The organism is Bifidobacterium [indicum] DSM 20214 = LMG 11587 (genome assembly GCF_000706765.1).
GTDB classification, from domain to species: Bacteria; Actinomycetota; Actinomycetes; order Actinomycetales; family Bifidobacteriaceae; genus Bombiscardovia; species Bombiscardovia coryneformis.
In genome coordinates this window covers 1,019,841-1,042,081 of record NZ_CP006018.1, presented here as the reverse complement: position 1 = coordinate 1,042,081, position 22,241 = coordinate 1,019,841, and the positions used below count along the sequence as shown (strand labels likewise).

Annotated in this window: 16 protein-coding genes and 1 riboswitch; of the genes, 10 read left to right on the top strand and 6 right to left on the bottom strand. The window is 60.7% G+C overall.

The window, feature by feature from the left end; genetic code table 11:
* Window positions 1-128: 128 nt before the first annotated feature.
* Both BINDI_RS04060 and BINDI_RS04055 read right to left on the bottom strand, forming a co-directional pair.
* Window positions 129-1,112: a ribokinase gene (locus BINDI_RS04060; protein WP_414734083.1), complete on the bottom strand. Its 984-nt coding sequence runs from the start codon at window positions 1,110-1,112 to the stop codon at window positions 129-131.
* Between the two features lie 45 nt (window positions 1,113-1,157).
* The gene (locus tag BINDI_RS04055) at window positions 1,158-2,219 is read right to left on the bottom strand and encodes a LacI family DNA-binding transcriptional regulator (protein WP_052108765.1); all 1,062 of its coding nucleotides are present in this window, start codon (window positions 2,217-2,219) and stop codon (window positions 1,158-1,160) included.
* Between the two features lie 549 nt (window positions 2,220-2,768).
* Here BINDI_RS04055 and BINDI_RS04050 point away from each other — a divergent pair.
* The 3 genes from BINDI_RS04050 to ychF all read left to right on the top strand — a co-directional run bounded on the left by BINDI_RS04050 (window position 2,769) and on the right by ychF (window position 6,244).
* Entirely contained in the window at window positions 2,769-4,124 is a 1,356-nt protein-coding gene (locus tag BINDI_RS04050; protein ID WP_033490904.1) for an alpha/beta fold hydrolase, read from the top strand.
* Between the two features lie 28 nt (window positions 4,125-4,152).
* On the top strand, window positions 4,153-4,953 hold the full coding sequence (gene proC, locus BINDI_RS04045) for a pyrroline-5-carboxylate reductase (protein WP_033490247.1): 801 nt from the start codon (window positions 4,153-4,155) through the stop codon (window positions 4,951-4,953).
* A gap of 184 nt (window positions 4,954-5,137) precedes the next feature.
* Window positions 5,138-6,244: a redox-regulated ATPase YchF gene (ychF, locus tag BINDI_RS04040; protein ID WP_033490245.1), complete on the top strand. Its 1,107-nt coding sequence runs from the start codon at window positions 5,138-5,140 to the stop codon at window positions 6,242-6,244.
* Window positions 6,245-6,457: 213 nt separating this feature from the next.
* On the opposite strand, the gene BINDI_RS04035 is transcribed toward ychF, so the two are convergent.
* Genes BINDI_RS04035 through BINDI_RS04020 form a run of 4 tightly spaced genes read right to left on the bottom strand, consistent with a single transcriptional unit; the run spans window position 6,458 to window position 10,526 of the window.
* Complete coding sequence (locus tag BINDI_RS04035; protein WP_033490243.1) at window positions 6,458-6,826, bottom strand: fluoride efflux transporter FluC; 369 nt, start codon at window positions 6,824-6,826, stop codon at window positions 6,458-6,460.
* Entirely contained in the window at window positions 6,823-7,326 is a 504-nt protein-coding gene (locus tag BINDI_RS07145) for a FluC/FEX family fluoride channel (RefSeq protein WP_052357152.1), read from the bottom strand. Before BINDI_RS07145 ends, BINDI_RS04035 begins: the two co-directional genes overlap by 4 nt.
* Before the next feature lie 4 nt (window positions 7,327-7,330).
* Entirely contained in the window at window positions 7,331-8,725 is a 1,395-nt protein-coding gene (locus BINDI_RS04025; RefSeq protein ID WP_033490242.1) for an ABC transporter ATP-binding protein, read from the bottom strand.
* Between the two features lie 37 nt (window positions 8,726-8,762).
* Window positions 8,763-10,526: an ABC transporter permease gene (locus BINDI_RS04020; protein ID WP_033490240.1), complete on the bottom strand. Its 1,764-nt coding sequence runs from the start codon at window positions 10,524-10,526 to the stop codon at window positions 8,763-8,765.
* Window positions 10,527-10,602: 76 nt separating this feature from the next.
* Window positions 10,603-10,762: riboswitch (M-box (ykoK) riboswitch) on the bottom strand.
* A 181-nt stretch (window positions 10,763-10,943) separates the two neighbouring features.
* On the opposite strand from BINDI_RS04020, the gene BINDI_RS04015 reads away from it, so the two are divergent.
* From BINDI_RS04015 to eno, 7 genes are all read left to right on the top strand, one after another.
* Entirely contained in the window at window positions 10,944-11,588 is a 645-nt protein-coding gene (locus BINDI_RS04015) for an NAD(P)H-dependent oxidoreductase (protein ID WP_033490238.1), read from the top strand.
* 96 nt (window positions 11,589-11,684) lie between these two features.
* Entirely contained in the window at window positions 11,685-12,827 is a 1,143-nt protein-coding gene (locus tag BINDI_RS04010) for a glycosyltransferase family 4 protein (RefSeq protein WP_237742925.1), read from the top strand.
* A gap of 9 nt (window positions 12,828-12,836) precedes the next feature.
* A complete protein-coding gene (locus tag BINDI_RS04005) occupies window positions 12,837-16,067 on the top strand; it encodes a UPF0182 family membrane protein (RefSeq protein ID WP_033490235.1) in 3,231 nt (1,076 codons plus the stop codon).
* Entirely contained in the window at window positions 16,064-16,591 is a 528-nt protein-coding gene (locus BINDI_RS04000; RefSeq protein ID WP_052108760.1) for a GNAT family N-acetyltransferase, read from the top strand. The genes BINDI_RS04005 and BINDI_RS04000 overlap by 4 nt, the downstream gene beginning before the upstream one ends.
* An 87-nt stretch (window positions 16,592-16,678) precedes the next feature.
* The gene (gene pth / locus BINDI_RS03995) at window positions 16,679-17,278 is read left to right on the top strand and encodes an aminoacyl-tRNA hydrolase (RefSeq protein WP_033490233.1); all 600 of its coding nucleotides are present in this window, start codon (window positions 16,679-16,681) and stop codon (window positions 17,276-17,278) included.
* Window positions 17,268-20,852, top strand: coding sequence for a transcription-repair coupling factor (gene mfd / locus BINDI_RS03990; RefSeq protein WP_081830785.1), 3,585 nt, complete (start codon window positions 17,268-17,270; stop codon window positions 20,850-20,852). Before pth ends, mfd begins: the two co-directional genes overlap by 11 nt.
* Before the next feature lie 91 nt (window positions 20,853-20,943).
* A complete protein-coding gene (gene eno, locus BINDI_RS03985; RefSeq protein ID WP_033490232.1) occupies window positions 20,944-22,239 on the top strand; it encodes a phosphopyruvate hydratase in 1,296 nt (431 codons plus the stop codon).
* The last annotated feature ends 2 nt before the right edge of the window (window positions 22,240-22,241 follow it).

Below are 22,241 nucleotides of genomic sequence, written 5' to 3'. Positions count from 1 at the left end.
CCTCTCAACCGGTTGCTCTTGCTCAAGAGCTGCGAAACAGCACATGCGCAATCGGGGGTTATCGGCAAAAGCTGCCGGTAACCCCCGATTGGAGTCGGATGTAAGCGGTTTGGTGTTCGGAGTCGAACTCAGGCGAAGCGGTATCTGATTTGTTCCGCCGAACCGTACGAAGCCTGGGCACCCTGCCCCGTGGCCGCGTAGGCCGAGACATACGAGGCCAGCTGCGCGGACTCTACCAACGACATGCCTGAGGAGAGTCCAGCCAGGATGGTTCCCATGAAGGCGTCGCCGCATCCGGTGGTGTCAACGGCATCGACCTTGACGGCGTGAATCCGATAGTTCTCGCCGTTGTCAAGGACCATGGACCCCTCGCCACCCAGGGTCACGATGGCCCTATGGAAGCCGAAGTCCTGCATTGTCTGGTTTGTCCGATCCCAGTCGGCCTTGGTCCAATCCCCATCCTCGGGCTCATCGATGCCCAGGAGCTGGGCCATCTCATGCTCATTGACCAGAATCAGGTCGGAGTAGGCAATCAGATCAGCGGGGAGGTCGGCCCGGAACGGGGAGTCGTTGAGGAGGACGGTCATACCGGCCTCATGACCCATCCTGGCGGCCTCGGTCACCGTCTCTATGGGGCTTTCCAGGCAAAGTCCCAGGACCTTCGCCGAAGTCAGCGCCTTCTGGGAGCGATGGGCATAGTCCACGTCGACCTTGGCGTTGGAGCCGGGGGAGTAGACGATGGTGTTCTCCCCCTGGGCGTCCACGGTGATGACCGTGGTTCCGCTCGGACCGGGGACGGTCATCACCTGAGAGGTATCGACCCCTGCGTTGCCCAGCTGTCCCAAAAGGAAGTCTGCGTTGGGGTCGGACCCCACGGCTCCAAAGAGCTGGACATGGGCCCCGATCCGCGCAGCAGCAGCTGCCTGGTTGGCTGACTTGCCTCCGGGAAGGATCTGCAAGGGGCCACCGTTGATGGTTTCACCCGGGTTAGGCAGCCGGTCTGTGGTGACCGTGTAGTCCGCGTTCATGGATCCGACCACCGAAATGGACCCGTTGATGGTATCCAGTCCTTGCAGCACCTGGTCGGGTGTCGCCGCCATGTCTTGAATCATGTTTCTCCATTCATTGTTAACGATTTGCTGACCTGTTTATCCACGTCAGGGATACTGCCCGGCTTGCCCTGGGGGTTGCCCTACGGAGGCCCGATGGAGATACTTGGTCTTCAACCGGACCGAGTCGGTCTGCGACCCGGCCATCAGGTTCAGGAGCATCCTTACGCAACGGGTTCCCATGGAATCAATCTGCTGTGAGATCGTGGCGATGGCTGGTGTCAGAATCCTGAAGACCGGCAGGTCGTCGAAAGTCACAATGGAGAGATCGCGCCCGATACCGATACCGATGGCCTGGCAGGCTTTGATGACCTGAATGGCATCCTGCGAGCGCCCGAAGATAACCGCACTGACCCCCTGGTTTCTCCACTGCCGCAGCAGCTCAGGGTTGAAGGCGCCCTCCTTGGAAGGGGTATCGTTTCGGGTGCAGGCAACATCGCGGGTGGGGTCTTGAAGATCGTCCATTTGATTGAGCAGGTCATCGAAGACCTCTTCGCGCTCACGGAAGGTACCGGATTCTTCCAGGGGTCCCGGGACCATGGTGATTCGGCTGTGTCCATGTTTGACCAGGTCCTTGAATGCATCCCTGAGACCTGGAAGGGGATCGGAGTCGATGGAGGGCACTGGGCGTCCGTCGACTTGCCGTCTGTCGCCGCTGGTCCGGTCCACGTACACAACGGGAAGTCCCCGGCGAGTGAGTTCATCCAGCGTTTCCTGAGATCGTGGTCCGGGTACGATGATGGCCCCGTCGATGTGCTGGCCGAGGAGGTTGCGCACCTGAATCCTGCTTTCGTGGGAATCGCCCTGGGTCGAGGTGCAAATCAGGGTTTGGAAGCCGTGCGCCAGCAGTTCGCCCTGTATCAGATAGGCCAGGTCGGCAAAGTAGGAGTTCCTGATGTCGGGTATCAGCAGGCCGATGGTGCGCGAGTGGGGGGAGTGCATGGATCGGGCCCTGGAATCGGGAACGTAGTGAAGTTCCTTGATGACCTGATTGATCCGGGCCCTGGTCCTCTCCGAAATTCGACCTGAATCATTGAGCGCCCGCGAAACTGTCGATACGGAGACGCCGGCCTGTTGGGCCACATCCCGAATCGTCGCGTATGCCATCATTGCCTTTCGATCTGATCGGCAGTCGGCACCCAGGAGACACCGGCTCTTTGGCCTCGACAGCAGTACCGGCGAGGCTTCGCAACCATTATTTATATCAGTGCGGTAACGATACCGCAAATCGATTCACGTTCAGCCGCATGGTGCCGGGATACCCTTTCCTACTATGTCGCTCTTCTGTGCGGGGACTGGGGTCGAAACCGGTTCCAGGCATCGGCCCCCAGTGGGATACGGGTGTACATAGACCTCGACCTTGGGGGAGGAGATTGTATCTTTGCTCCCGTTTGCCGAACTCGTCTGCAATATCCATCAGGATTTCCGCTTTCGGTTTTGCAGGAGGCCGCGGGCCCCTCCAGCCCTTGCAGCGATTCTTGCCAGCGGAAAGGCCATTCAAGTCGGTCAGGCCTTGTCCTTCTTTCCTGCCTGAGTCAAACACGGCGGCCCCCGTCCAGCGCCATGGGGAGAATGAAGCCATCCACGGGTTCGCAGGCTTCACAGGAACGGGGTGTTGCCACGGAGTCGTCTGAGGTGCTCATGAAGGGAGCGGTGATCATGGCAAGCCAGGGATACTACCTGCCGGGACTATATGTGGAGGAAGGGTCCGTCCCGGTCCCCCTGGACTGGGCCGACTCGGAACCCGGATCATGGAGACCTGACGGGAATCCTGGTGAGCCGACCATCTCCTGCTTCTACCGGACCATCTGCTCTCCTGAGCATGTCCATGACGACCTGCCCCTGCTTGTTTACCTCCAGGGTGGACCGGGGTCCGGGGGGCCTCGACCCTTGGATTCGACCAGTGACGGGTGGATTGCCGAGGCCGTCAAACACTTCAGAATCGTCCTGCCCGACCAGCGTGGTACCGGACGGTCCTCAGCCATCGATTCGCACACCATGCGAGCGCTGGGTCAGCCGCAGGCGCAGGCCTCCTACCTCAAGCACTTCCTGGCCGACTCCATCGTCCGCGACTTCGAACATCTCCGCCGTACCGTCTTTGCCGGGCGGGCCTGGGTCACTCTGGGCCAGAGTTATGGCGGCTTCCTGACCCTGGCCTACCTCTCAGCCTTTCCCGAAGGGGTGGCGGCATCCTTCACGACCGGAGGCATCCCACATGTCCCGGCGGACCCGACCGAGGTCTATGCGCACACCTTCCCCAGGATGAAGGCCAAGACGGAGGCCTTCTATCAGCGATATCCCCAGGACCGGGAGCGGGTGGCCGCCATTGCCGATCGCCTGAGTCAGGGGGATGTGACCCTGCCTGGGGGAGACCCCTTGACTGTGGAGCGATTCCAGACCCTGGGTGCCGACCTGGGCAGGCAGTCCGGTGCGGCCCGCCTGCACTGGCTCCTCGATACGGCCTTCTTGGAGGATGACGGATCCATCCCGGCCAAGGGGGACGTGGTCCTCTCCGATGCCTTCCTGGAGGGGGTGCGGACCGCTACGGCCTCCACGCCCCTCTACTGGCCCCTCCAGGAGTTCATCTATGCGGACGGGGATTGCGGCCCGATTCGATGGGCCGGGCAGCGTGTGCGTGATCAGCACCCCGAATTCCGGGTTGATTCCAGCCCCCTCCTCTTTACCGGTGAGGTCATCTTCCCTTGGATGTTCGAACAGGAAGAGGCCCTGAAACCCTTCGCTCCAGCGGTGAATCTGCTTATGGAGGACGGACATTGGGGGAGACTCTACGACCAGAACCGTCTGGCTTCCAATTCCGTTCCCCTCCAGGCGGCCGTCTACTTCGATGACCTGTACGTTGACTCCGGCATGCAGTTGGATACCTTGTCGCGCGTGGGGAACTCCCATGCCTGGGTGACCAACCAGTTCGAGCATGACGGGCTTCACGGGAATCAGGTCTTCGCGCACCTTTACGGGGAGGCTTTGAATCGCGGAGACCTGGAGCGACTGTTCTGAGCCTCCCCGTTGTAGGTAGACTGGAACCATGACTGCAGAGACACTCACCATCGGATTCATCGGATACGGGAATATGGCTCAGGCCATGGCCCAGGGTCTGGTAAGAGCCGGGGTTCTTCCGGGTGAGCGAATTGTGGCCTGTGCCAACCACTATGAGAAGCTGGCCGAGAATGCCGGGAAGCTCGGCGTGCGCCCCCTTCACTCAGCTCAGGAAGTGGCATCGGTTGCCGATATGGTCGTCATCGCCGTCAAACCCGGTCAGGTGGCCAGCGTCTGCGAGCCCATCCGCGATGAGTTGGGCGATGGGGGGCGAATGGTCGTTTCCATCGTTGGAGGGTTCCGGATGGAAGACTACGACGGTCTGCTCAATCCGGGCACCCATCTGATCTGTTCCATTCCCAACACCCCCATAGCGGTCGGGAAGGGAATCATGGTCACCCAGGGTGAGGACACCCTGACCAGTGACCAGCGTCAACTTTTCGATCAGACCTTCGAACCGGTGGCTCTGATTGAGCGACTCGGATCCGATCTGACCTCCGTGGCTACGACCATCGCGGGTTGTGCCCCGGCTTACACGGCAATGTACATGGAGGCCCTGGCCGATGCCGGTGTCAAGCATGGTCTGCCGCGTCAGACGGCCTACAGGCTTGCTGCCCGCATGACCGAGGGGACCGGAGCGCTCTACACGGATACGGGAACGATTCCGGCCGCTATGAAAGATGCTGTATGCTCGCCCGGAGGAAGCACCATCCGTGGTGTTGCCGCCCTGGAGAAGAGCGGGTTCAGGGGGAGCATCATCGACGCCATCGATACGGTCGAAGGGGTCTGACGGGATTCGGTTCCGCTTCTTTCCCGTTTCCGGTCTCGTAGGGCCTGTGTGGTGAATTCAAACCGCGTACCTGCCTGGAAAATACGTAGATTTCAAGTTCCACATGCCGGTCAGTGGGCACTGCCTACCTTGTCGGGATACTCCGCCGCCACGCCAGGGCAGTGCGGGCAATAGACTGGTGGTTATGTCGCTTACCATCGGAATCGTCGGACTGCCCAATGTGGGTAAGTCAACACTGTTCAATGCACTGACCCGGAACAACGTGCTGGCGGAGAACTACCCTTTCGCCACCATCGAGCCCAATACGGGCATCGTCCCCCTGCCTGATGACCGGCTGCCGGTCCTGGCCGATCTGGTTCACACCGACAAGATTGTCCCGGCCACCGTCACCTTCGTTGACATCGCTGGCATCGTCAAGGGCGCTTCGGAGGGGGAGGGCCTGGGCAACCAGTTCCTGGCCAACATCAGAGAGGCCGATGCCATCTGCGAGGTAGTACGTGCCTTTGAGGATGACGACATTGTTCATGTCAACGGCAGGGTGGACCCGGGCGATGACATCGAGACCATCAACACCGAACTGATCCTGGCGGACATGCAGACCATCGACAAGGCGCTCCCCAAGCTGGAGAAGGACCTCAGGGGCGGCAAGATCAAGCCGGCCTACCTCGATGCCGTGAAGAAGGCCAGGGAGATTCTGGGGCAGGGTCAGACCATAGACCAGGCGGCGCAGGCCGGCACCATCGACAAGGAGGACCTCTATGACCTCCATCTGATGACGGCCAAGCCCTTCATCTATGTCTTCAACCTGGATGACGACGAGCTTCAGAAGGATGACCTGAAGCAGCGGCTGTCGGAGTCCGTGGCCCCCGCCAAGGCCATCTTCCTCAACGCCCAGTTCGAAGCCGAGCTGACCGAGTTGGACCCGGCTGATGCCCGAGAGATGCTGGCTGATGCCGGTCTGGAGGAGTCCGGTCTCGACCAGCTGGCCCGAGTGGGCTTCGACATACTCGGACTTCAGACCTTCCTGACGGCAGGCGTCAAGGAGGTGCGGGCCTGGCAGATTCACAAGGGTTGGACCGCCCCCCAGGCGGCAGGTGCCATCCATACGGACTTCGAAAAGGGGTTCGTCAAGGCCGAGGTGGTCTCCTACGAGGATTTTGTCGCCGCAGATGGGTCCTACACCAAGGTCCGCGAAGAGGGCAAGATGCGTCTGGAAGGCAAGGACTACATCATGCAGGACGGGGACATTGTGGAGTTCAAGACCGGCATACCCTCAGGGGGCAAGAAATAGCGATACGACTCACTGGGGTAGGGGATTTCTTCCTTGCCCCAGTCGCTGTGCGACAGCAAACGTCGCATCGTATTGCTCCGCCGGGTTACGGTGCCGCTTCCCACAGTACCCAGAGAGACACTCGTCCCAGGCGCGGTTGCGGATGTCATGAGAGATAGCAGGCCCTAGCGCTGAGTATGGTTTCAAGCACTGAAACCGAAATGTAAAGTGTCTCTACAAAAGGCCGCCCAGGAGGTATCCCAGAACGCCGGTCGCAATGGGGAGAATCAGGCAGGCCAGGAAGTAGCAGATTGCCATTGGTCGGGCCTGTACCCGAAGCATGACCACCACCTCGTTGATGGCTGTCGAGAAGGTTGAAAAGCCTCCCAAGAGTCCTGTTGCCAGAAGTAGATGGATTTGAGGACCCATAAGGGATTGAGAAAAGAGATCGGCAACCAGGCCTGCGAAGAATCCCGCGGATAGGTTGATGACCAGGGTGGAGAGGGGGAAAGGGCCTCCCCAACGGGCTTTGATGGCGGTGTCAATCAGATACCGCAGGCTGGCACCGAGACCTCCGCACACGCAAATCAGCAGGGTGGTCATCGGCTCTCACCTGCTGATGTTCCGTGCGGACGACGCCCCGCCGCCGTCTGGCCGAGTTCAGCCATGACGGCGGCAAGAGCGAGTGCCAGTATGAAACTGCTCAGAAGATAGACGAACGAGCCCAGGATATGACCTTCCATCACATCCTGGATAACCTCGACCACCATCGTCGATATGGTGGAAAGCCCCCCGCACAGGCCCATGCCCAGGGCCCGACCGGTGTAGTCCCTCCGTTGCCTGGCGATATCGGTCCGTGCGGCCAGGTAAGAGGTCAGGAAGGCGTAGCCGGTGCAGGCCAGCATGTTTGCCAGGAAGGTGCCTGGGTGGAAGCCGCCAATAGGGGCGGCAATACCACCCAGAACCCAGCGCAGCCAGGTCCCCAGTGCTCCTCCGATGAAGACCACCAGGCCCATGCCCAACCGGGGCCCCTCGGGCGAGGACCCACCGGTCGTTCCGACGGCTTCGCCCGTGTTCCTATCCCTGCTTTGCCCGTGAGCCATGGGCTTATTCGGCCCCCTGGGTATCCTCGGCCGTCAGGGTCAGCCGGTCGTCGTCGGCATCGTAGTCGAAGAGCTCACCGTATCGGCCCCAGGTTATGGCCGTCTCGAACTGCTGGATGGCCTCCTTGTCGGAGTGGTGCGAACGGAGCAGGTCCAGGATAAGGCTGCCGTGCAGATTGCCGTGCTCGCTGTTTCTCAGAGCCCGGTCAATCACCCGGATCAGGGGCACCCTGTCCAGGAGCATCTGCGAGAACATCTCCTTGCTTTCCAGAATGTCGGCATCGTGCCAGGTCTGCCCGAGGCTGGTCAGAGAGATGTGACCGTTATCGGCCTGGAAGATTCCCAACATCAGCCCGGCGTCTATCAGGGGGAAGAGGTCATCCACCTCGAAGGAGAGCTGGGCGGCGAGATCGGCCAGATCGATCCCCTTGGGATGGTCCACCAGTACGTCGGCAAGTCCGGCCAACCCACCCGGAGTGGCATCGGGCAGGTTCTTCTCGGTCATGTTCTCGTCGCGCAGGGAGTTCTGCACGGCCTCCTTGTTGCGGACCTTGGTCTGTAGCTGCTTGCGGATGTCCTCGGTGTTGTTCTGCCCGGTAAGGATCGAGTAGAGGTAGTCCACACTGGACTGGAAGATGTCGGACTGCTTGTCGCGCGGCCGCTCCATCTTGATCGGCACATCGGCGATGACCCTGCCGGGGTGGGATCCCAGGACGACGACCCGGTCGGCCATCTCGACGGCCTCCTCGATGTTGTGGGTCACCAGAAGCACGGACCGGATGCTCCCGGCCTCCTCGGACCAGACCTTGAGCACCTCCTGGCGGAGATTCTCGGCGGTCAGTACGTCCAGGGCGGAGAAAGGTTCATCCATGAAGAGTGCATCGGGCTTGAGCACCAGGGCACGGGCGATGCCCACACGCTGGCGCATGCCTCCGGAGAGTTCCTTGGGGTAGGCGGATTCGAACCCGTCCAATCCGATGGCGTCGATGGCGGCCAGGGCCAGGCGTTCCCGTTCGGCCCTGGGCACCCCGCGGGCCTGGAGTCCAAGCTCCACGTTGTCCTTGACGGTCAGCCAGGGCATCAGGGCGAAGCTCTGGAAGACCAGGGCGACACCTGGATTGGGACCGGCCAGTTCCTTGCCTCGGTAGGATACCTTGCCCGAGCTTGCGGGAACCAAACCGGCCAGAATCCTCAGCAGGGTGGACTTGCCGGCGCCGGACCTGCCGAGGATGGCCACCACTTCTCCCTCGTGCAGGGTGAAATCGATGGAGTCGAGCACGTTCAGGTCACTGCCGGCGTCGGACTTGTAGGTCTTGTTCACCTGTTCGGCCTGGATGATGGGGGCGCGGTCCGTGCCTGCGGTCATGGTTGCGGTGTTCTTGACTTCGATCTTGGTCATGTTCTTGTCCTTTTGCTTTCAATATGTCTGTTCTGTTTCAGTTCAGGGCGTAGCGCCGGCGGGCCAGGCTCTGCATGGGCGTCCAGAAGAGGCGGTCCACCGCCACAACGAAAACGCTCATCACGACCACGCCCACCATCACCCGGGTCATGTCGCCGGTGGCGGTGAACTGTGCGATGTAGGCACCCAGTCCCTTGGCGGTCAGTTCGGTCTTTCCGTAGGTGACCACCTCGGAGACGATGGACGCGTTCCAGGCACCACCGGCTGCCGTAATGCCACCTGTGCACCAAGAGCTGAAGACGGCGGGGAGGATAAGGGTCTTCCATCGCTGCCAGGTGGTTTGCTTGAGGCTGCGCGACATCTCCAGGAGGTCATCGGGAATGGCCGAAGCCCCTGCAATGACATTGAAGAGGATGTACCACTGGGTACCCAGGGCCATGAGGAAGATGCTTCCCCAGTTGATGTCGATTTTCCAGGCCACGAAGATGAGGGTGATGAAGGGGAAGATGAAGTTGGCCGGGAAGCTGGCCAGGATCTGCACCACAGGCTGGAGGATCCGCGATATCTTCGGATTCATACCGATGATGGCACCGATCGGAACCCAGATAAGGGAGCAGATCACCATCAGGACAACCACCCTGATGAAGGTCAGGCAACCCAGGAGGAGGGCATGACCGACCTCTCCGTATCCCACAGTCGTTTTGATCAGGTCGAAGAGCTCCCAGATGCCCCAGAGGCAGGCCAGACCGACAAGGATATACCAAATCAGGTCGCCGGCACGGCTCTTCCTGCTCTGGACCTTCCACCGGGCTCCGGTCCTGCCCAAGGGTCGGGTGATCCTGTCAAGAGCGTACGAAATCGGCCGCCCCAGGCGGGCCAGCTGATCGTTGATTCCCGAGAGCCGAAGGACCGTCAGCACCAGGCTCCTGCGTGGTTCCGAAGACTGGTTCTGGGTCAACCGGAACTTCTCGGCCCAGGCGGTCAGTGGCTTCCAGAGTACGAAATCAATCAGGACCACCACGATGATCATGGTCAGGATGGCCAGGCCCACCCGGCCCAGGTTCTGCTCACCGGCAGCCTCTTCCACATACGAACCTATGCCGGGAAGGGTCAGGGTCCGGTTGTTCACCGAAATCATCTCCGAGGCCGTCAGGAAGAACCAGCCCCCACCCACGCTCATCATGCAGTTCCAGAGGAGGGGGATCATGGAGTTGGGAACATCCAGCTTCCAGAAGCGCTGCCACCGGGTCAGTCGCAGAATTCTGACCGCCTCATCCAGGTCAGACGGCTCCGTGGTCAGGGAGTTGTAGAAGGAGAAGGCCATGTTCCATGCCTGGCTGGTGAAGATGGCAAAGATGGATGCCGCCTCAACACCCAGGATCGACCCGGGGAAGATGACCAGCCAGATGGAGATGGTCGCCGAGAGGAAACCCAGAATCGGCACCGATTGGAGGATATCCAGCAGGGGGATCAGAACGGTTCCCAGGCGCTTGGACCTGGCCGCCGCCAACCCATAGACGAAGGCGAAGATCAGGGAGAACACCAGTGCGATGAACATCCTGAACACCGAGCGGAGGGCGTAATAGGGCAGGTTGGAGGGATCCGTCGATACGTGCGAGGGTATGCCTGACGGACCGATCGGGGCCGAGAAACCCGGAAGGATGTAGGCGATGGCTCCGAAGAGGGCCATGGCTCCCAATGCAACCGCGAAACTGGTCAGGATCCTGGTGCCAGGGGAGGCCTGTTTTCGGTCATCGTTCAGGGTGATGGTGTGTCGAATGATTGGTGCCTGTAGACGCATTATGGCCTCCCTTCAAGGTGCGGATGTCTTTGTCGGCAACCTTGAGGATGGCATGCAGAAGTCGGCGCAAGGCCGACTGGGTCGTCATCGTTCAAGCTTCGGCTTCGCATGGCATTTGGCTCTGCATTAGTCCCAGCCTTGATCCGACGGGGACTGTTGACCTGCGCAGGGTGTCTCCACCATTTTGCGGCAGCAGGCCGTGTCCATGCGGTAGCTTCACCTACCGACTGACCATAAGGATAGGTAGAGGCCGGAGAGATGTCAAGCACCTCGACATGCCGGGGTTTTTCCACGTTTTGGTCTTTGCCTGGCCGCAGAATAGAAGAAAGCTTCGCGCTCGCGGACACCAGTCTCATGGATGTTGGCTGGATGGAATGGCCCGCGAACGCATGCATCACGTACAAGGAGATGGGCTACATGAAAATCGTCGCTGTCACTGCAAATCCCGATCCCCTGAGCATGACCAATGCGGCCGGCAATGCCCTGTTGGACGGTGCGGCCGAAGGAGGAGCGCAAACAGAGCTGATTGACCTCTGTGCAGAAGGTTTCAATCCGGTTTACGGCATGGGGGATCGCGAGCACTATCTCGGACGTGGGCCCATGCCTGATGATGTGCTGTCCATGCAGTCGCGGATTCGCGATGCTGACGCGCTGGCCTTGGTCTTCCCCATTTACTGGTACACGATGCCCGCCATCATGAAGGGCTTTTTTGACAGAGTGCTCTGCCGCGGGTTCTCCTATGACGCCGATGGAACACCGGGCGCCTTGGCCAGCAAGACCATCAGGATTGTCATGCTCAGCGGGGGCGGAGAGGACTGGTACCGCTCCAGTGGCATTGGTCAGGCCCTGGACAATCAGATACGCCAGCAGACCTTTATCAAGTACTGCCAGGCGGGCGATGTCTCCTTCACCTACATCGACAACCTCAGATCGGGCGATGACGAACCTGAGGCAAGACAGGCGGCGGACAGGCACCTGGTTTCTCTGGCCCTGATGGGGCGCGAACTGGCCTTGGGCGACAAGACTTCGGCGGAATCTGGTGATGCTGGGGCCCGGTCCTGATCGGAGCGGTTACGGCAAGTCGGGTCCGGTAGTTCGGTGAAGGGGCGATGAGCGCCCGGATATGGATGATGGGGCAGTCTAGTGAGAATAGGGTTCGTGTTCGATGACACCCTGGACGTCTTCGATGGTGTCCAGCAACATATCCTCACCCTGGGCAAGGCACTCAGGGAACGGGGTCATCACGTGGAGTACCTGGTCGGACAGACCGCCCATCCTCCGGTGAGTGGTGTCCATTCCATGTCGCGCAACATGATGGTCTCCTTCAACGGGAACAGGATGCGCATCCCCCTACTGGCCCCGGTCCGCGGTATCAGAAAGGTACTGGATGAAGGGCGCTTTGATGTTCTTCACGTCCAGGCGCCGTACAGCCCGCTGATGGCCGGGCGGGTCATCAAACGAGCCGACCCTGGTACGGGCCTGGTTGCCACCTACCACATCGCACCCACCGGGACCATGCAACTTAAGGGAGGCCAGGTTCTGGGGAGGATCAATGCAGGCAGTCACCGTCGCATCGATCAGGTGATTTCAGTCTCCAAGGTGGCTGCGGATTATGCCAGAACCACGGCTGGGGTGGAAAGCCGAATCATCCCCAATCCCATTGATGTCGCGGCTATCAGGGCCAACAGGGACCGAGCCGGGACCGAATCCATCGATCGGCTGCATGGTCAGGGTCCGCACCTGGTCTTCCTGGGCAGGTTCGTTGCGCGTAAGGGAGCCGACCTGCTCATTGAGGCCATCGCTCAGGGTGAACGCCGGGGGATACTGCCGGAGGGCCTTCACCTGACCATGGCCGGAAAAGGGCCCCTTCTGGAACGCTGCCGACAGCGTGCCCAAGACCTCGCCACTCCGATTGACTTTCCCGGCTTCGTCACCGAGTCGGACAAACCGGCTCTGTTGGCCAGTGCGGACCTGGCCGTCTTCCCATCCACCGGTGGGGAGTCCTTCGGTATCGTCCTCCTGGAGGCCATGGCATCCGGGGCCGGGGTGATTCTGGCAGGTGACAATCCGGGGTACCGTTCCACCCTCCAGGATGATGAAGAGGCCCTGGTCAGGGTCAACGACCCACAGACCCCGATCATCCTGGCCGAGCGAATCGCCCGTGTATTCGGGAATCCGGACTGGGCCAGGGGTATCCATAGGCGACAGACGGCGCTTTTGAGTCGCTATGACGTGCATTCGGTGGCGGACCAGGTTGAGGAGGTATACGAACAGGCCATACAGGACCGCTTCATCAGGTAGGGTTGGTTTATGTCTTTCTATGATTTGTTCGGAGCCATGTTCGATCCCGACCAGGATCCCCATAAGCGGGGTCGTCGCCGGGATGAGGATGATCCGGTCATCCTCGATGTGCAGACCGATGGTGACCAGGAGGGTTCCACCTCTCGTGGCCCCGACAGGGGGTTCCGGTTCTCAGGGCCCTCAGCTCCTCGGATTACCAGGTCAGGCAGGCCTGAAGGTGGTCCCTCCAAGGGGACCAGAGTTCTGGCTGTGGTTGTTGCCATCGCTCTCGTGGTGTTTGCCCTCCTCTTCGGCTTGAGCAGGTTTATCACGGATGTCATGTGGTACTCCCAACTGGGTGCCGGACGGGTTATCTGGACCCAATTCGGCGTCAAGGTGGGACTGTGGGTCGCCTATGCCCTTGTACTGGCGGCCGTCACCCTCTTCTCGTCCATCCTGGCCATTCGAGCCCGTCCGGACTCTCCTGACGGATCCACGATCCGCGTCAAGGGTGACCTGATAGAGGTCGGCAAGGGCATATCTTCGAAGAGCGCCTTGAAGGTTGCCGTGGTGGTCTCCCTGGTGGTCGGCATCTTCTTCGGTTCGCAGTTCAATGTGGACTGGAAACAGGTTCTTCTCCTCTTCAATTCCCAGTCCTTCGGGGTCAAGGATCCCCAATTCGGTCTTGATACGGGCTTCTACGTTTTCGTTCTGCCGGGTCTGGAACTGGTCGCCTCCTCTGTCATGATGATTCTTCTCGCCGCCCTGGTCTTCAGCCTGGTTACCAACTTCCTCATGGGGGGCATCAGGCTCACCATGCCGGTCGATGGGAAGGGCATCCTGTCGATGACGGGTCGTGCGCGTAGGCAGGTTGCCATCTGGTTCATGCTGTTCATGCTGGTCTGGGGTGGAAGGACGGCCCTGGGCGTTTTCAATAGGCTCACCGAGGAAGGCGACAGGATTACCGGTGCCTCCTACACCGCGGTCAAGGCCAATATCCCCGTCACCCTGGTCATGGCGGTGCTGATTGCCGCACTGGGGATCATTCTCGGGGTCTGGATACTCCGGTCAAAGACCCTGGCGGAGGTCAGACCTGCTGCGGATTCGGTGGCGATGGCGGTGAAGCAGTGGCGTCTGCCCGTCATTTCCATTGCGGCCACCATTGTCGTTGCCATTCTTCTGACCGGTGTCTGGCCGGCAGTGGTCCAGCGATTCCGTGTCAGCCCGAATGCCCAGGAGATGGAGTCGGAGTACATACAGCGCAATATTGCGGCCACCACTCAGGCCTATGGTCTTACCAATCTGAAAAACGAGTCCTACGACGCAACCACTGAGGTTCAGTCCGGAGCCCTGTCGCAGGATGCAGAGACCACGGCGCAGATCAGACTTCTCGACCCCCAGGTGGTTTCCCCGACCTTCCGCCAGTTGCAGCAGTCCAAGCAGTACTACACCTTCGAAGACACCCTTGCTGTTGACAAGTATGAGATCGACGGGGTCAGCCAGGATACGGTCATCGGTGCCAGGGAGTTGGATCTGGAGGGCAACGACAATCGCAACTGGGTCAACGACCATACGGTCTTCACCCACGGTTATGGCATTGTGGCGGCCTACGGAAACAAGGTGACCCCTGATGGGCAGCCCGAGTTCTTCGAGCAGGACATTCCCACCAAGGGCAAGCTGACCGAGTCCCAGCACTATGAACCCAGGATTTACTTCTCTCCCAATGCCCCCGAGTATTCAATCGTGGGTGCGCCGGAGGGGGCGAGTGGTTGGGAGTTCGATTACCCGACCGGTTCGAAGGGGGCCACCAATACCTTCAAGGGTGATGGCGGACCCTCGGTCGGCAACTTCATGTCCAGGGTGCTGTATGCCATCCGATTCGGCTCCGACCAGATACTCTTCTCGGACCGTGTGACCCCCGACTCCCAGATTCTCTACAATCGCTCACCCAAGGAGAGGGTGGCCAAGGTCGCCCCCTATCTGACCCTGGATGGCAGGGTGTACCCTGCAGTGGTCGACGGCCGTGTCAAGTGGATTGTGGACGGATACACCACATCCGATGCCTATCCGTACTCGCAGAAGGTCGATTTGGGGCCGATCACCCAGGACACCACCACCCTGAGTTCCGAGGCAGTCAAAGGATTGGGATCACAGGATGCCAACTACATCAGGAACTCGGTCAAGGCAACTGTCGACGCCTATGACGGTTCCGTCGACCTCTACGCCTGGGACCAGGACGACCCGGTGCTCAAGGCCTGGCAGCAGGTGTTCCCCGGTCAATACAAGCCGCTCTCGGAAATCTCGGGTGACCTGATGAGTCACATGCGTTATCCGGAGAGTCTCTTCAAGGTTCAACGACAGCTTCTCTCGCGGTATCACGTCAACTCGGCCAGCCAGTTCTTCTCAGGGGAGGATTTCTGGCAGACCCCCGTCGATCCCACGGGAAGCAGCAGGGAGCAGAACGATGGGGTCAAGCAGCCGCCCTACTACCTGACCCTGCAGACCCCGGGAACCGATAAGCCGGCCTTCTCCCTGACCTCGACCTTCATTCCCGCAGGCACCTCCACCCGTGAGATATTGACGGGATTCCTCTCCGTCGATTCGGACGCGGGCTCCAGGAAAGGCGTGATAGGGCCGGATTACGGGACAATCAGGCTGATGGAACTCCCCAAGAACTCCAATGTTCCTGGGCCGGGACAGGCGCAGAACAACTTCAACTCCGATGCGGCCGTCTCCACCGAGCTGAACCTGCTCCAGTCGGGATCGACCAAGGTCAAACGCGGCAACCTCCTGACCCTGCCGATAGGAGGGGGCCTCATCTACATCCAACCGGTTTATGTCCAGTCCAGTGGGTCCACCAGCTTCCCTCTCCTGAAGCGGGTCCTTGTGGCCTTCGGCGACAAGGTCAGCTCGGCCCCCACCCTTGATGATGCACTGAACAAGACCTTCAAGGGGAACTCGGGCGCAGCTGCTGGGGATGCGGAGAACGCCACCGCACAGACATCGGTTGCTGCACAGTCGGTTGCGGGACAAGGCCAGGATAACGGAGACGGGGAGGGGCATAACGCCTCCCAGCCTGCCTCAGCCGGGACTTCAGGAAACACCGAGGCCCTGCGCCAGGCCCTGAATCAGGCCAATCAAGCCATGTCCGATTCTGATGCGGCTTTGAAGAAGGGAGATTTCAGCGCCTATGGGGAGGCGCAGGACCGTCTGAAGGAGGCCCTGAAGCAGGCCACCGAACAGGAGGGCGGGAGGCAGTGACTGCCGCCGGGTCCGATTCGCGGGTCCAGGACCCGATGATCCGGCTCTGCCGTGAGCAGGACCTGGGGCGTCTTACCGAGATATACAACCAGGCGGTACTCGACGGAGGTTCCACCGCCGACCTGGAGCCGGTCAGTCGGGAGGCCCGGCGTGACTGGCTCCGCGTTCACCGGCCTGACCAAGGGCATCCCGTCATGGTGGTCGAGGTCGAAGGTGAGGTGCAGGCTTTTGGTTCCCTGTCTTCGTATTATGACCGGCCGGGCTATGCGAATACCTGCGAACTGGGGTATTACGTTGACCGGTCCGCCCGGGGGAGGGGCCTGGCCACTGTTCTGGTAAGGGCCCTTATCGATGCGGCGAAGAAGTCGGGTATGCGAATGGTCGTCGCAGTCATCTTTGATGACAACCCCGGCACCAAGGGTGTTCTTGGGCATTTTGGGTTCCGGAGGTTCGGCCTTCTGCCGAAGGGGGCATCGGACCGATATGAAGTCCACGATGTCTCCTACTGGGTCCTCACCCTCTGAGTGAACAAGGCTGCCGGGCAAGGAAACCGGTCGCGAATCCTGTGTAGAATCTCAACGATCCGACGAGAGCAGGAGGCAGGTACAGGCATGGCATCAGATTTCTGGCTTATAGCCGGACTGGGCAATCCCGGGAGCAGGTACGAAGGAACGCGCCACAACATGGGATTCATGTGCGCCGATGTCCTGGCCGAACGGTGGTCCGTCTCCTTCGCCGATCATAAGGGTCTGGCCATGCTGGGACGGGGGGTCATGAACCTGGATTCCCGTCAGGTCAAGTTCTTTCTTGCCAAGCCGCTGACTTTCATGAACGATTCCGGTAATGCCCTGGCTTCCATCAGTGCGTATTACCATATCGACACCAACCATATCGTGGTCATTCACGACGACATGGACCTGGAATTCGGCAGAATCAAGGTCAAGGCCGGTGGATCTGCCGGCGGACACAACGGCATCCGTTCCATAGACCGGTCCCTGGGCAGTAACGCGTACTCCCGTGTGCGGCTGGGGGTGGGCCATGCCCAGCGCGGGCAGGATGCCCACCGCAAGACGGTCGACTGGGTCCTGGGAGGGTTCTCCGGTGCCCAGCGCAGTGAATTGCCGGACTTCCTGGCTGACGGAGCCGATGCGGCAGAGACCATCGTCTTCAAGGGGGTTCCCCAGGCCCAGGAGCAGTTCAATGGCCGTTGATCACACCACGGATTCAGAGGATTCCCGGCAGGGGGAGACTGAGCACCCCGTTGCCATGGACGGTGCCCTGCATGACCTCCTTGAGCCTCTTTTTGATGACGAGACCTTCGCCCGACTTGCCGACGGGAAGATCGAGCCTCCCGCTTCGGACATAGATCCCTCCCTTCTGGTCCAGGCCCCATTGGGTGCCCGCCCTGCCCTGGCCGTGGCAGCCGCGGGGCAGGGGCCGGTCGTCATGGTGGTGCCCTCCGAGCATGATGCCCAGGAGATGGGCCGATCCATCAGGTCCTGGTACGGGGGCGATCCCCACGATGTGGCCACGCTGGAAGCCTGGGAGACCCTACCCCACGAGCGCCTGTCGCCCAGGGCTGACACGGTGGCCTCGCGAATGGCGGTTTTCCGCCGCCTGGCGCATCCCATAGAGGGTGATCCGATCTTCGGACCGATCAGGATTCTGGTCATGCCCATCCGCTCCCTTCTCCAACCCGTGGTGAAGGGGCTTCAGGACGTGGAGCCCCTGGTATTCACGGTCGGTGCCGAGATGGATATGGGCCGTGCCGCCGAAGCCTTGGTCCGTAACGCTTACACCCGGGTCGACCTGGTGATGGAGAGGGGCCAGTTCGCCGTCAGGGGAGGCATCCTGGATGTCTTCGTGCCCACCATGCCCCACCCCGTTCGCATTGAGTTCTTCGGTGATGAGGTTGACACCATCCGTTCATTCCATGCCTCGGATCAACGCACCTTCGGCGATGGGCTGGATCGGATCTGGGCTCCCCCCTGTCGTGAACTACAGCTGACCGACCAGGTGCGGCAGCGGGCCAAGGCCCTGATTGGGAGCATCCCCAACGCTGACGACATGTTGGAGTCCATCGCCCAGGCCATACCGGTCGAAGGCATGGAGTCCCTCCTGCCGGCCCTGGTGCCCGACCTTGTGCCGGTGCAGAGTATGCTTCCCGACAGTGCCCTGGTTCTCCTCTCCGAACCCGAACTCCTGCGCCGGTCGGCCCAGGACCTGACCAAGACCGCGAACGAGTTTCTTGCGGCCAGCTGGCATGTGGCGGCCTCGGGACATGGAGCCGGTGCCCCCATCAGCTTCGACCAGGCCAGTTTCCTGGAGTACGACCAGATCATTTCCGCGCTGGAATTCAGCAAGCACCAGGTCTGGAAACTGACGGAGCTGTCTGTAGACACAGACCGCGAGGGGGCGGAACGCCTCGACGCTCAGACGCCTGACGAATACCGCGGCGACGAGGATAAGGCCCGCTCTGGCCTGATGGGTCTGACCAAGGCGGGCGACCGGGTTGTGGTCACAGCAGCCGCCCAAGGGACCCTGAGTCGACTACGCCGGGCTCTGGAATCCGCTGGTATTACCGGGGTGGAGTATCTGCGCTCCATGGCCGTTGACGGATTCGTCGATTCGTCTGCTCGCCTGGCTCTCCTGACCGAGCGGGACCTGACTGGTCGGACCAGTGTGGCCGCAGGTCAGAAGACCTCGGGCAGGCGACGCAAGGCCATCGACCTGACCGAACTCAAACCAGGCGATTTCGTGGTGCATGATCAGCATGGCATCGGAAAGTACCTGGGCATGAGGCAAAGGACCATCGGCAATGGCCCCACGAAGGGCAGTCGAGAGTATCTGGTCCTGGAATACGCTCCGAGCAAGCGCAATGCTCCACCCGACAAGCTCTTCGTTCCGGCCGACCAGCTGGATCAGGTCAGCAAGTACATCGGTGCAGAGATACCGAAGCTCAACAAGCTCGGCGGTTCGGACTGGTCGGCCACCAAGGCCAAGGCGCGGAAGCACGTCCACCAGATAGCCCAGGGCCTGGTCAAGCTCTATTCCGCGCGCCAGCGAACCAAGGGATTTGCCTTCAGCCCGGATACACCCTGGCAGAAGGAACTTGAGGATGCCTTCCCCTTCCAGGAGACCCCCGATCAGCTGACCACCATCGATGAAGTCAAGGCCGACATGGAACGCCCGGTGCCGATGGACCGCTTGATCTGTGGTGACGTGGGCTTCGGGAAGACCGAGATTGCCATCAGGGCTGCCTTCAAGGCGGTCCAGGACTCCAAACAGGTCGTGGTTCTTGTGCCGACCACTCTTCTGGTTCAGCAGCACCATCAGACCTTCGTCGACCGCTTCGAGGGATTCCCGGTCAATGTAGCAGCCATGAGCCGCTTCCAGACCGCCAAGGAGAACCAGGCCACCATGGCGGGACTGGCCGACGGGAGTGTCGACGTGGTTATCGGCACCCACAAGCTCCTCAACCCCAAGATCCGGTTCAAGGACCTTGGGCTGATGATCATCGACGAGGAGCAACGCTTCGGGGTTGAAGACAAGGAGACCCTGAAGGCCATCAGGACCAACGTCGATGTCCTCTCCCTCTCCGCCACCCCCATACCCCGTACCTTGGAGATGGCAGTGACCGGAATCAGGGAGATGTCCACCCTCGCCACGCCTCCTGAGGACCGGCTGCCGGTCCTGACCTACGTCGGGGCCTATGAGGATGCCCAGGTCACGGCTGCCGTCCGTCGTGAGCTCCTGCGCGGTGGGCAGGTCTTCTACATCCACAACCGGGTTGAAGATATCGGCAAGGTGTCGGCCAAGGTCCAGGAACTGGTCCCTGAAGCCAGGGTCGGTGTGGCCCACGGCAAGATGGGGGAGAAGCAGTTGGATGGAATCATCCAGGACTTCTGGCGCCGCGACATCGATGTCCTGGTCTGCACCACCATCGTTGAGACCGGTCTGGATATACCCAACGCCAACACCCTGATTGTAGACAGGGCCGATAGGTTCGGTCTCTCTCAGCTGCACCAGCTGCGTGGCAGGGTGGGCCGGGGCCGTGAGCGCGCCTACGCCTACTTCCTCTATGATCCCAGCAAGCCCATGACCCAGACAGCTCATGACCGTCTGGCCACCATCGCCCAGAGCACGGCCCTGGGTTCCGGATACGATGTGGCCATGAAGGACCTGGAGTTGCGCGGAACGGGTAACCTCCTGGGTGATGAGCAGTCGGGGCACATCGAAGGGGTCGGGTTCGACCTATACGTCCGGATGGTCTCCCAGGCCGTTGAGGAGTATAAGGAACCACAGGCTGCCCCATCGGTCAACGTCAGCATCGACCTGCCCATCGAGGCCTCGGTTCCGGTGGACTACATAGACTCCGATAAGCTCCGTCTTGAGGCTTATAGGAAGTTGGCGTCGGCCCGTAACGACCAGGACCTTCAGGATCTCCATGAGGAACTGACCGACCGATACGGTCAACCGCCCGCTGAGTTCGACACCCTCTTCGCCATTGCCCGGCTTCGGGCCAAGGCCCGGAAGTTGGGCATCGCGGAGATTGCCACCCAGGGTGGGCGTGTCCGGGTCAGACCCCTGAATCTGCCTGAGTCGTTGCAGTCGAGGATGGAGCGCATCTACAAGGGATGCCAATACCGACCTGTCACCAGCACGCTGCTGGTTCCCGCCCCGTTCGCAGGGTCCCTGGGATCGGGTCCGATGGATTCCGGCCAAATGGTGGAATGGGTTGACCAGCTTCTGGATGACCTGGCATGGCACCACGAAGAGTTGTGAGCGTGAGCGCTAACGGGTTGGTATTGTATCTGGTCCAACAAAACTAGTATTCTGTAGGAGACATCACAACAACAGTCTTAAAGGAGCAGTTGTGGCAGCAATTGAAAGCGTATATGCGCGCGAAATACTTGATTCCCGTGGAAACCCGACCGTAGAGGTCATCCTGCAGACCGAAGACGGTGCAGAAGGCCGCGGCCTGGTGCCCTCGGGTGCTTCGACCGGTGAGGCCGAGGCCTGGGAGCGTCGCGACGGCGACAAGAAGCGTTACATGGGCAAGGGTGTACTGGACGCCGTCAAGGCGGTCAACGAGACCATCGCCCCCAACGTCATCGGCATGGATGCCAGCGACCAGCGTGCCCTGGACGAGACCATGATCGACCTCGATGGAACCCCCAACAAGGGCAAGCTGGGCGCCAACGCCATCCTGGGCGTCTCCCTCGCTGCTCTCTATGCTGCGGCCGAGTCCGCCGAGCTGCCCCTCTACCGTTACCTGGGCGGCACCAACGGACACATCCTGCCCGTTCCCAACATGAACATCATGAACGGTGGCGCTCACGCCGACTTCGCCACCGACATCCAGGAGTACATGATCTCCCCCTACGGTTTCGATTCCTACAGTGAAGCCCTGCGCGCCGGTGTCGAGGTCTACCACACCCTCAAGGGCATCCTGAAGAAGGACGGACACGATACCGGTCTGGGTGACGAGGGTGGCTTCGCCCCCAAGATGAAGTCCAACGAGGACTCCCTGAAGTACATCGTCGACGCCATTCAGGCCGCCGGCTATGAGCCCGGCAAGCAGATTGGCCTCTGCCTTGATGTGGCCTCCTCGGAGTTCTACAACAAGGACACCGACAAGTATCACTTCGATGGTGCCGATCGTGATGCCGATTACATGCTGGACTACTACCAGGGCCTGGTCGAGCGTTACCCGCTGGTCTCCATTGAGGATCCCTTCGCCGAGGAGGATTGGAACGCCTGGCAGAAGATCACCGCCGCCATGGGCGACCGTCTGCAGTTCGTCGGCGATGACCTCCTGGTCACCAACCCCAAGAGGCTCCAGAGGGGTATCGACCTGAAGGCCGCCAACTCCCTCCTGGTCAAGCTGAACCAGATCGGCACCGTCACCGAGACGCTGGACGCCATCGAGCTGGCCACCGCAAACGGCTTCACCTCCATGGTCTCCCACCGTTCCGGTGAGACTCCTGATACCACCATCTCCGACCTGGCTGTTGCCAAGAACACCCGCCAGATCAAGACCGGTGCTCCGGCCCGTGGTGAGCGTATCGCCAAGTACAACCGCCTGCTGGAGATCGAGGAGGAGCTGGGCTCCACCGCCGAGTATGCAGGTTACAGCGCCTTCAAGGCCTGCAAGCAGTACACCAAGTAGTA